At 61.3% G+C, this 11,644-nt stretch carries 8 protein-coding genes; 5 read left to right on the top strand and 3 right to left on the bottom strand.

Features of this window, described 5'->3' with window-relative positions:
- On the bottom strand, window positions 1-547 hold a 547-nt coding region (locus tag ACUH78_RS17935; RefSeq protein WP_510497586.1), incomplete at its 3' end, for a hypothetical protein.
- A 178-nt stretch (window positions 548-725) separates the two neighbouring features.
- Here ACUH78_RS17935 and ACUH78_RS17930 point away from each other — a divergent pair.
- From ACUH78_RS17930 to ACUH78_RS17910, 5 genes are all read left to right on the top strand, one after another.
- A complete protein-coding gene (locus ACUH78_RS17930; RefSeq protein WP_445334305.1) occupies window positions 726-1,628 on the top strand; it encodes a BrxR family transcriptional regulator in 903 nt (300 codons plus the stop codon).
- 4 nt (window positions 1,629-1,632) lie between these two features.
- Complete coding sequence (locus tag ACUH78_RS17925; RefSeq protein WP_445334304.1) at window positions 1,633-3,711, top strand: RecQ family ATP-dependent DNA helicase; 2,079 nt, start codon at window positions 1,633-1,635, stop codon at window positions 3,709-3,711.
- Entirely contained in the window at window positions 3,708-5,105 is a 1,398-nt protein-coding gene (locus ACUH78_RS17920; protein WP_445334303.1) for a DNA-processing protein DprA, read from the top strand. Before ACUH78_RS17925 ends, ACUH78_RS17920 begins: the two co-directional genes overlap by 4 nt.
- A gap of 75 nt (window positions 5,106-5,180) precedes the next feature.
- Window positions 5,181-5,402, top strand: a complete 222-nt coding sequence (locus ACUH78_RS17915) for a hypothetical protein (RefSeq protein WP_510497585.1) — start codon at window positions 5,181-5,183, stop codon at window positions 5,400-5,402.
- Window positions 5,403-5,564: 162 nt separating this feature from the next.
- Entirely contained in the window at window positions 5,565-10,712 is a 5,148-nt protein-coding gene (locus ACUH78_RS17910) for a RecQ family ATP-dependent DNA helicase (protein ID WP_445334301.1), read from the top strand.
- Window positions 10,713-10,741: 29 nt separating this feature from the next.
- Here ACUH78_RS17910 and ACUH78_RS17905 read toward each other — a convergent pair whose 3' ends face one another.
- Together ACUH78_RS17905 and ACUH78_RS17900 are read right to left on the bottom strand one after the other, a co-directional pair.
- Window positions 10,742-11,341 carry a hypothetical protein gene (locus tag ACUH78_RS17905; RefSeq protein WP_445334300.1) on the bottom strand — a complete coding sequence of 200 codons (600 nt, stop codon included), beginning with the start codon at window positions 11,339-11,341 and terminating at the stop codon, window positions 10,742-10,744.
- Window positions 11,342-11,413: 72 nt separating this feature from the next.
- Window positions 11,414-11,563 carry a hypothetical protein gene (locus ACUH78_RS17900; protein WP_445334299.1) on the bottom strand — a complete coding sequence of 50 codons (150 nt, stop codon included), beginning with the start codon at window positions 11,561-11,563 and terminating at the stop codon, window positions 11,414-11,416.
- Window positions 11,564-11,644 lie beyond the last annotated feature (81 nt).

The following is an 11,644-nucleotide window of genomic DNA, read 5'->3' as shown; positions in this document are numbered from 1 at the left end:
GGAATGTGAGCGCGTTCGGGGAGAACGAAGCCAGCCGGCGTGATCGCACGCGCAGCCCATCAGCCCCCGCAGTCCAACGTGGCTGCGGGGGCTTCTTGAGTTTTTCCTGCCCTGCCCAGGTGAGGTGTTTTCCAAGAGAGGCTCTCTCGTAAACCCTGGCAAGATCAGCTCCGGCATCGACGCCACAGCGACAGAGCAGGTTCGACGAACGATCGGTGAGAAATTTCTCCGGATACAGCCTGAACGCAGCCCGGGCACCGTGCCGATCGACCAGGCGCATCACTTCCTGAAGGTCTGCTTCAGTCGTTCTGCATGTGGGGTGAATGCTGAAAACTACGCGCAGCTGCGACTCAGCCTGGTCGGCTAAAAAGCCCTCCATCCAGTTGATCGCCCGGCTGTCGACGGCCGAGATAACGCCGAAGACCGTTGCCGCTGACCGAACTGCGCCCTCGAACGGCAATTCGGACGAATAGGAGACCATTCCTGCGCTCACGCGTGGTTCTGGCCAGACAAAGGGCATCTCGGGCGTAATCTGTTCGGTCTTCACGACGGCTCTCGCTGGTTCAACCCCTGGTAGTCGCAGCCCACGCAGGGGTCTCGATAAACCGCATCTTTATGCGACGGATAAACGTACTATTATGCGTATATAGACAAATGGTAGAGCAGACCATACACTCGCATGGTAGCACATATAAATATTCACCAACCCAAGCAAACGAGCCTGGATGTCTAGCGAACAGCTTGCAGAGTTGACCCAGCCACAACGCGATCGGCTCGCGTTTGTGGAGTTGCGTGTGCGCTTCATCGGGGAGATACGCCGCCAGGATTTGGTCGCGCGGTTTGGCATCCAGTCCGCCGCCGCATCCAGGGATCTAGCGCTGTACCGAGAGCTGGTTCCCGGCAACATCGACTACGACTCAAAGGGCAAGTCCTACGTCCTGGGGTCGAACTTTCGGCCGGTCTTCGACTTTCCCCCAGAGCGGGTACTGTCATGGCTGACCAAAGGCTTTGGCGACGGTGAGCCGATGCAGCTCAAGGCGTGGGTCGCCAGCGACAGCCCGTCGCGGCTCACCCATCCGGATCTGGACGTCCTTGCGAGCGTGACCCGTGCGATCCACCAGGAGTGTCCGCTCGGCATCGAGTACCACTCCATCTCGAGTGGCCGCACCGAGCGGGAGATCGTCCCCTTCGCGCTGATCGACAACGGCCTGCGCTGGCACGTCCGCGCCTTCGACCGGAAGTCCCAGGAATTCCGGGATTTCGTCATCACGCGAATCAGACGCCCCATCGTGCACAAGGGGCAGCCAGTGGCAGCCCACGAAGTGAGCAACCAAGACATCCAGTGGACGCGGATCGTCGAGCTCGAGCTCGTCCCGCACCCGGATCAACCCCGGCCGGAGATCACCAGAATGGACTACGGCATGCGCGATGGCGTACTGCGGATGAAGCTGCGTGCCGCGACCGCTGGGTACATCTTGCGCAAATGGAGCGTCGACTGCTCGCCGGACCACAGCCTTCGCGGCTACGAGTTCAGGCTCTGGCTGCGAAATCACCTGGCGCTCTATGGCGTCAAGAACGCGCTGCTGGCGCCGGGCTACCGCTCGCCCGACCATGACAAGGGGGAGTAATAGCGTGGCTTACGACGCAAACCGCGCACTCGACCTTCTTCAAACCGGCTCTGGCCGTGTGGACGCAAGATTCCGTGATGGCCAAGAGGATGCGATTCGCCACATCGTCGAAGGGCGTGGCCGCCTCCTGGTGGTCCAGAAGACGGGATGGGGAAAGAGCTTCGTCTACTTCATTGCGACGAAGCTCTTGCGCGAGGCGGGGAATGGTCCCGCCCTGTTGATTTCCCCGTTATTGGCTCTGATGCGAAATCAGATCGCGGCGGCCGAGCGCATGGGTGTCCGAGCGGCGACCATCAACTCCGACAACGTCGATGACTGGACTCAGATAGAGGCGCTGCTTGCCCGTGGGGCAGTCGATATCCTCTTGATCTCGCCCGAGCGCCTGGCGAACGAGCGGTTTCGTACTCAAGTATTGGCTGGAATCGCAGCACAGATTTCGATGCTCGTGATCGACGAGGCGCACTGCATCTCCGACTGGGGCCACGACTTCCGCCCGCACTATCGTTTGTTGGAGCGTATTGTCAGAACGCTTCCACCGAACCTTCGGCTGCTCGCAACGACTGCGACCGCAAACAACCGCGTGATGGAAGATCTGGGTGCCGTGCTTGGCCCGAAGCTGGATGTATCGCGCGGCGACTTGAATCGGAGCTCTCTCACCCTGCAGACCATCCGCCTGCCAAGCCAGGCCGAGCGCCTTGCGTGGTTGGCCGAGCGACTGACCACCCTGCAGGGCCACGGCATCATCTACACGCTGACGGTACGCGATGCCAATCAGGTGGCCGATTGGCTCAAGAGTCGGGGCTTCAACGTCGAAGCTTATACAGGCGAGACCGGCGACCGTAGAGAAGAGCTTGAACAAGCGTTGCTCAACAATGAAGTCAAAGCGTTGGTTGCAACCACCGCGTTGGGGATGGGCTACGACAAGCCCGATCTGGCATTCGTCATCCACTATCAGATGCCAGGCTCGGTCGTCGCGTATTACCAGCAGGTCGGACGGGCCGGACGCGCACTGGACTCCGCCTACGGCGTGCTCCTCAGCGGCCAGGAAGAATCCGACATCACCGACTGGTTCATACGCAGCGCCTTCCCGACGCGCCAAGAGGTCGCCGAAGTCTTGGGTGCCCTAGAGGAAGTAGAAAACGGCCTGTCCGTCCCCGAACTTCTCAGCCGGGTCAATCTGAGCAAGGGTCGCATTGAAAAGACGATCGCCCTGCTCTCCCTCGAAGCGCCAGCGCCCATCGCCAAGCAGGGCACCAAATGGCAGCTCACCGCAGCCACTCTGAACGAAGGGTTCTGGGCACGCGCCGAACGACTCACAGCCTTGCGCCGCGACGAGCATCGGCAGATGGAAGAGTACGTCCGCCTTCCGTTCGGCGCGCACATGGGGTTTCTGATCAGCGCACTGGATGGCGACCCACTTCAGGTAACGACGCCCACACTTCCCCCGCTGCCAACCTCCATCAATGAATCAGTCATTCGGGACGCCATCGCATTCCTTCAGCGGACCAGCCTTCCGATTGACCCACGCAAGCAGTGGCCAGGTGGTGGCATGCCGCAATATGGCGTCAGAGGAAACATTGCGCCAGCCCACCAACCCCGCCCAGGAAAGGCGCTCTGCGTATGGGGAGACGCCGGATGGGGAGGCCTGGTGCGCCAAGGCAAATATCACGACGGCAGGTTCTCAGACGACTTGGTTGGTGCTTGCGTTGGCATGGTGCATGAGTGGAATCCCCAGCCGAAGCCGACCTGGGTGACCTGCGTTCCCTCGCTGCGCCACCCAGACCTCGTTCCCAACTTTGCGAAGCGCTTGGCTGCAGCGCTAGGCCTGCCGTTTCATATGGTCATCGCCAAGACCGATGACAGACCCGAACAGAAGACAATGGCAAACAGCACTCAGCAGGCGCGAAATATCGACGGCTCCCTTGCACTTAATGGTCAGCCCGTGCCAACAGGGCCGGTGATCCTTGTCGATGACATGGTGGACTCCCGCTGGACACTCACCGTGTCCGCGTGGCTTCTGCGCAAGAACGGGAGCGGCGACGTCTTCCCGATGGCGCTCTCACAAACGGGGAACGACGAATGATGCCGTCGCTCTCCCCCAACACCCAGGCGATCCTGCTGCTAACCGCCCCACTGATCGCCGGAAAAGGCGCATCGTCGCCCGAACTTCTGACGCCAGGCGAATACAAGCGCCTGGCCCGCCACCTGCGAGAGATTCAGCGCCAACCTGCCGACCTCTTGTCGCCAGATGCGAACGATCTAATCCATGCGTGCCAGCCGGTGATCGAAGCGCCCAGGCTGCAGCGCTTGCTGGGTCGCGGTTTCCTCCTGAGCCAGGTCATTGAGCACTGGCAGGCACGTGCAATTTGGGTTGTTAGCCGCGCAGATGCCGAGTATCCCCGCCGCTTGAAGGCGCGCTTGCGGGAGGACGCCCCCGCAGTGATCTACGGCTGCGGTGACATGACCCTGTTGGAGACGGGAGGGCTCGCTGTCGTTGGTTCTCGTCACGTCGACGATCCATTGATCGACTACACCCTGGCTGTTGGCCGGCTGGTCGCACAGGCAGGGCGGACCATCGTGTCCGGTGGAGCAAGGGGTATCGATCAGTCGGCGATGCGTGGAGCCCTCGAGGCTGGGGGCAAGGTCAGCGGAGTCCTCGCCGACAGTCTCGAAAAGACCGCCATGAAACGGGAGCACCGCAACCGCTTGATCGATGGCCAGCTCGTGTTGATCTCCCCCTACGACCCAAGCGCAGGGTTCAACGTCGGCAACGCAATGCAGCGTAACAAGCTGATCTACGCACTAGCGGATGCATCCCTCGTCGTCAGCTCAGATCTGAACAAGGGAGGCACTTGGGCAGGCGCGACAGAGCAACTCGACAAACTGAAATTCGTACCCGTTTACGTACGATCGACTGGCACCTCCTCAGCCGGACTGGATGCGCTTCGTGCAAAAGGCGCGGTGCTCTGGCCGAACCCTCATGACATCGACGGACTTCAAACCGTTTTCAACAGCGGAGGATCATCTCCGGCACAACCTCCGCAGCCCGGCCTTGCCCTGTTTCCGGAAAGTGGAACGACGGAGGCGACCTCTACGACGCAACCAGCTACCGAAGCGCCACCGGCATTCGAGGCGCAGAGTGCGGAATCTCGACCCTCTGTCGGGGAACCGAGCCACGAATCCGCCGCGCCTACACCAGAAGCAACCACAGCTCCTTCTCGCTCGCCTGAGCTTTCGCCTGATGCAGCCGGCCAGACGCCACCCGTAACACCCTCGGACGCCCTGTTTGCGGCTGTCCGAGAAGTGATCACGCAGCTACTCCATGTTCCCATGAAGGACGCCGAAGTCGCGGCGGCCCTCGACATAACGACCGCTCAAGCGAAAGCATGGCTACAACGACTGGTCGACCAGGGAGTAATCGAAAAGCAGAAGAAGCCGGCGGGCTACATCGTCAAGCAGTCGAGTCTTTTCGAGTGATCCATGACGATGCGTACTGAACACTGGAACTGACCCCAAAGCACGTCTCTGTTGAAGCGAAGCGTGCGTGGTGGCTTGATCATCGTCGGCGAGATCAACCTCGGGGGTTCGATCAAACCTGTCCACAACGCGGTCACGATTGCCGAGATCGCCGTTGAGAAAGGTGCGGCGTCGCTGCTGATGCCGGTGGCGTGTCGGCGCCAGTTGGTTGACTTGTCCGACGACATGGCGACCAAGATCGACATCCAGTTCTATTCCGACGCCCGAGATGCTCTGTGGAAAGCCATGGCCGAATGACCGCCCCTCCGAGCCACATCTAGACAGAGACGATCGGGGAAGTCGCGGTGTAGTGAAGATTCGGACCCAACAAGGAGGATCGGTGCGCCTTGGGTGCGCAATAGCTGACCACATGCGGATGTCAATTACAATCCTGCAAACTGTCCCCAAGAATCCTTAGCAATGGCAGATCTACCGCGTGCCCGGTGTCTGTGCCTCGACATCGAAACAGCGCGTCAGGATCGTATGGTGCTCCGCGAGATCGGTGCATATCGACCCGATTTGGATGCGCGTCTCAAGCTGAAAGGCAGTGCATCAGACCTTGCGACTAAGCTCGACGCGATCACCGCAGGTGCGGCCTTCGTGCTTGGGCACAACGTCGTCGCGTTTGATCAGCCGGCCTTGGCGGCCCTGCACCCCGGGCTGGCTTTGCATCGCTTGCCACTGATCGACACGCTCGAGCTTTCCCCCGTCGCGTTTCCGCAGAACCCGTATCACCGCTTGGTGAAGGACTACAAGCTGTGCACGACGACGCGTAACGATCCGGTACGCGATGCAGAGTTGGCCTACGCGCTATTTCTCGACCAGAGCGAGGCGCTGCGCTTGCGCGTCACCGATCACCCTGATGAGGCCTTGTGCCTTCATTTCCTGCTCGCCACGGAGGACGGGAAAGGGGTGGCCAACCTGTTTGCCTCCCTACGCCGCGCACTCAGGCCTTCGCTAGCTGACGCCCGCGCCGCTTGGGAGCGTATGACGCGTAGCAAGGTGTGTATCACCGGGCAACGACAGGTGGTCGACCAATTCCTGACCAATCCGGATTGGCACAAGCCATTGGCGTACGTGCTGGCATGGCTGGGTGTGGCGGGTGGTAATTCGGTTTTACCACCTTGGGTGAGCCTGAGTTTCCCTCGGGTGCGCGAGGCGATCGCCATCCTACGCGACTCCCCGTGTGCTGACCCCGCGTGCTCCTGGTGTCGGGAACAGCACGATCTAGAAGCGCTCCTGTCGCGCTACTTTCCCGGAATTACCCGCTTCCGTTCCACGCCCGCCACACCGGACGGTCGCTCCCTGCAGCGTGCGATCGTTGAGAACGGCTTTGCCGGACGGCCTACCTTGGCCATCCTGCCGACCGGTGGAGGAAAGTCGCTGTGCTTTCAACTGCCAGCACTGGCGCGCTACTACCGTAACGGCAGCCTGACGGTGGTGATCTCGCCCTTGCAGTCCTTGATGAAGGATCAGGTAGACAACCTGGAGGCCCGCGGTGTCACCTGTGCGGGTTATCTCAATAACCTGCTCAACCCCCTGGAGCGCCGGGCGATGCTCGACAAATTGCGCCTGGGCGATCTGGGGCTGATTTTTGTCGCGCCCGAGCAGTTTCGCAGCACGGCATTCGCAAACGCACTCAAGCATCGTGAGGTAGGTGCCTGGGTGTTTGACGAGGCCCACTGTTTGTCCAAATGGGGACACGACTTTCGTCCTGACTACCTGTACGTGTCACGCTTCATCAAAGCGAGGCAAAAAGACAAGCCCTCACCGGTCTTTTGCTTCACCGCCACAGCCAAACCGGACGTCGTGGCCGACATCTGCTCGCATTTCGAGAAGCGACTCGGTTTCAGCCTTGACCGGCTGGAAGGCGGAGTCAGCCGGGCGAACCTGAACTATGAGGTCCGCTCCGTCCCGGTTCAGGCCAAATACGGCGAGGTGTTGCGACTATTGCAGGACGCCCTGCGCGAAGACGGTGGCGCTATCGTGTTCTGCGCCCGCCAGAAGACGGTCGAGGAGCTTGCTCAATTCCTAAAAGAGGCTGGACTGGCCTGCGGCCATTTCCATGGCGGTATGCTGCCCACTGACAAGCGCATGGTACAGGAGGCGTTTCTCGCGGGTACCCTACGCGTGATCGCTGCGACCAACGCTTTCGGCATGGGGGTGGACAAGCCGGACGTTCGCCTGGTGATCCACCTTGATACGCCAGGTTCGCTGGAGAACTATCTGCAGGAAGCCGGTCGTGCCGGACGCGACCAGGCTCCGGCGCGCTGCATCCTGCTCTATGACGAAGCGGACCTGGACGTTCAGTTTCGCCTTCTGAAGAACTCCCGACTCACTCAGCATGACATCGGGGCCATCCTGAAGGCGCTGCGCACCATCCAGCGCAAAGATCGTAGCGATGGCGAGGTGGTGGTGACCAGCGGCGAGATCCTGCTTGAGATCCCTGACGCACACCGTATCGACCCAGACGCGAGCGACGCCGATACGAAGGTGCGCATCGCGGTTGCCTGGCTCGAGGAAGCGCAGATACTTGAGCGTCACGAAAATCGCACCAACGTGTTCCCCGGTAGCTTGCTGGTGGCGAGCGAGGATGAGGCGCGCGCGATTCTGGAAAAGAAGCTTGGCCCCAACACCGACATCCAGCCCTATCTGCGGATTCTTGGCATCCTCATTCAGGCGGAGGATGACGAGGGGGTGTCCACCGACGAGCTGATGTTGGCAACGGGTCAGGACTCGAGAACGCTCCAGCACATGCTGCGCGAACTCGACCGCTGGAAACTGCTATCGAACGACACCGAGATTGGTGTCACCTTCTACCGTGATCCGGATACGGCACAACGGCTGGATGAACTGGCTCTGCTGGAGAACGCCCTTGTCGCAAACCTGCGAGTAGCGGCGCCAGACGCTGCCGACGAGGGCTGGCAGCCGCTGAACGTACGCCACCTGTGCGATACCCTGAGACGTGACGCCCACGTCGACTTCGACCCGGAACGGCTCACGCGTTTGTTGAAGTCCTTTGCGGAGCCTTTCGGCGAAGGGCCGGGCAACCGAGGATTTTTTGCATTACGTCCGCACACGACGGAGACCCGCTACCTCAAGCTGCTCCGCGACTGGCGAGCTATCGACACCATTCGGGCGCGCCGTATGCGGCTGGCCCGGGCACTCGTTGCCGAGTTTCAGCGTCGCCGACAAGGCAACACGCTGCTGGTCACCAGTAAGCAGGGCGAGCTCGAAATCGCGCTGCAAAGTGACACCACGCTCGCTGACCTCGACGTGTCGAAGTGGGACGCAGCGCTGGCTGCTGCCTTGCTGTATCTCGACGCCAACGAGGTGCTGCACCTGGCGCGCGGTAAAGCGGTGTTCCGGTCGGCCATGCGCATCGAACTCAACCCTCACGCACGACTGCGTCGGTTTAACGAACGGGACTACCGGGAACTCGCTCTCCATTACAAGGACAAGATCATTCAGGTCCATGTCATGGCTGAATACGCCAAGCTCGCAGCGCGCAAGATCCAGGCGGCGATGGGCTTCATCGTCGACTATTTCAGCCTGGACCGCGCCGAGTTCGTGCGACGCTACTTCGCCGGGCGCAAGGACGTGCTTGAGATGGCGACGACTGAAGCGGCCCATCGTCGCATCCTCACCGAACTTGCCAATCCTGAGCAGCAGGCCATCGTCGCCGCACCACTCGAAGGCAACCACCTTGTGCTTGCCGGCCCCGGTTCGGGCAAGACGCGGGTGATCGTTCATCGCGTGGCTTGGCTACTGCGCGAAAGCATGGTGCTTCCCGCTGCGATCATGGTGCTCGCCTACAACCGCTCGGCCGCGAATGAGATCCGCCGTCGCCTTTGGGCGCTCGTAGGCGCCGATGCGGCTGGCGTCACGGTGCAGACTCTGCACGGCTTGGCGATGAGACTGACCGGGACAAGCTATGCGGTCGCGCTCGAACATGGCGAAGCGGTAGATTTTGGCGAGGTGATTCGCAAGGCTACGCGCTACCTAAGCGCCACTGAAAAAGGCGAGGACGCCGACCTCGGTCCGTCCATCCTTCGCGACCGGGTGCTTGCTGGGCTGCGTTTCCTCTTGGTGGATGAGTACCAGGACATCAACGGCGATCACTACGATCTCATCAGCGCGGTTGCAGGGCGAAGCCTCAAAACCGAGGAAGATCGCGTTTCGCTGATGGTGGTCGGCGATGACGACCAGAACATCTATGCCTTCGATGGTGCCAGCGTGCGCTACATCCGCCAGTTCGAGACCGACTATGCGGCACGTCGCTACACGCTGGTCGAGAACTACCGTTCGTCACGCCACATCATCGATTCTGCAAACCGGGTGATCGAGCGCGCACGCGATCGGATGAAGTCGGGACAGGCTATCCGTGTGAACCACGCGCGTCGCGACCATGCAGATGGTGGAGAGCAGGCCGAGCGCGATCCGCTCGCAGCCGGTCGCGTTCATGTGCTCGAAGTGCCGAATGATCCCGGCCAGGAAGCCCAAATCGCGTTGAACGAACTTCAGCGCCTGCATGACCTACTGGCACATGATGAAGCGGGGCAGTGGGGCCGTTTCGCAGTGATCGCTCGCCGCTGGGAGGATCTCGAACACCTGTCCGCCTTATGTCGTATTCGTGGCGTTCCGGTTCAGATGCTGAGTGACACCGGCCAACTCAGCCTGCACACCCTGCGTGAAGGGAATGCGCTCCTTGCGTTGCTTCGCGGGCAAGATCGCCGTGCACCGCGGCGACGTGTGCTGGTCCGTGCGGGGGCGCTTGGGCGTTGGTTTCGCTTACGCTTCAAGATCTCGACGGACAGTCGGATTGCTCACCCACAGCGTGCTGTGCTTGCGCAGTTCATCGAGGACATCGACTCATCAGCCTCCGATGCCGAATTGGTCGCGGACGATCTCGTCGAAGCGCTCTATGACTTCGGCGCTGGCGGCAAGGCAACCGGGGATTTCCGACCCAACGCACCAATGGTGCTCATGACTGCGCACCGGGCCAAGGGCCTGGAATTCGACCATGTCCTGATCCTCGATAGCGGCGGCTGGCTGGGTAGAGGGGACGATGAGCGACGGCTCTTCTACGTCGGGATGACGCGGGCGCGCAAGTCGCTCACCATATGCGAGCGTCTTGGGGGCCCGCACCCCTTCGTTCGCGACGCGGATGGGCTGACCTTGCGGTCAAGGTCAGCCGCGATGGCATCAGAGTGCGGCATGGCAAATCGCATATGGCGCGCGGATCCCGAGAAGATCGTGCTCTCATGGCCTGGCTACTTTGCCCCGAAAGCGCCCATTCACCGTGCGCTGGCGGCACTCGACATCGGCGATCCGCTCACTTTACGGCCACGCGACGAGGGAGGCTGGGAACTTGCCAACGCCGCCGGGGTGGCCGTTGGGCGAATGTCATCAAAGTTCCAACCACCCTCGGGCAGAATTGTTGCGGTCCGCGTTGCTGCCATGCTCGCGCGCCACGCGAAAGACGGCGCTCAGGAGCAGGCCAAGTTGAGATCCCGAACTTGGGAACTTGTGCTGCCGGAGATCGAGTATGCGGCGGATGCACAATGATCCTGATCCGTGCAGTGAGACCTTCATGATCATGTCCTTTCTTCCCCAGGGTGTCCGAGCAACGCCTTCACCCCCACGTTCCGCCCAAAGAGGTGGGCGCAGATCATCGATCGCATGAAACGCCCAAGCGGCACCCGCGCGACATTTGCCCGCTGCTGTAGCCCGAGTTTGATTGTGTGCGGCAGGAAGATCTTCAGCGCGAAGATGTTCTTGCCCATCTCCGGCACCGGGTCGTCGAACTCGGGATTGTCGAACTCCGGGTCGTTTTCTTCGGCTGCGGGGTCGGGCACCGCTGCCGCGTCTGCTTCCTCTGCCCTGCCATCGGTGCCGCCGTCGTCGCTGTTGTGTTTGGCGTAAAGTCCCTTGCCCTGGTCGCGCATCTTCAACATTTCGTGGACGCCGAAGAGGTAAGTGGCGAAAAACTCGGTGAGGTAAACCGTCATCGACACGCCCATGCGCGCGCAGATCTCCTCAAGGCCGATCCGGGCCGGGTCGGGCAGCCAGAGGCGGATCTGTGCGTCCTGACGCTGCAGCTCGGCGTAGTCGCGTGCCTCGATCAAGCCGTCACTCAGTGCGTGTGGGTCGGCCTGGCTTTGCCACTGGGCAAGAAGTTCTCGTGGAATACGCACGCGTTGGGATCCTGTCTATTTGGGTGGCTGCCGGTGAGAGGGGGTGCGCAGCCCGGGGGTGGCTTTTTCCGGTCAGAAGTCCAGCTCGCAACTGAATGAACAGTCTTTCGGCTGGCGGCTGCGGGCCTCGTCGATCCGGGCGGCGAGCGCCGGGTCGCGTGCCACTGCCTCCTCGATCGACAACACCACGGCCCAGGCCGCCTCCTGCATAGTGGCCGGCACGTCGACGTTGCGAAGGCCCCTGATCTCCCGAGTTCGACAGTTACGCTCGCAAGTATTTGTTTTTTCTAGAGCGAACTTTCA

The sequence above is a fragment of the Thauera sp. ZXT1-4 genome (genome assembly GCF_052598215.2).
The sequence above is the reverse complement of the archived record's forward strand: the minus strand, read 5'-3'. Positions and strand labels throughout refer to the sequence as shown.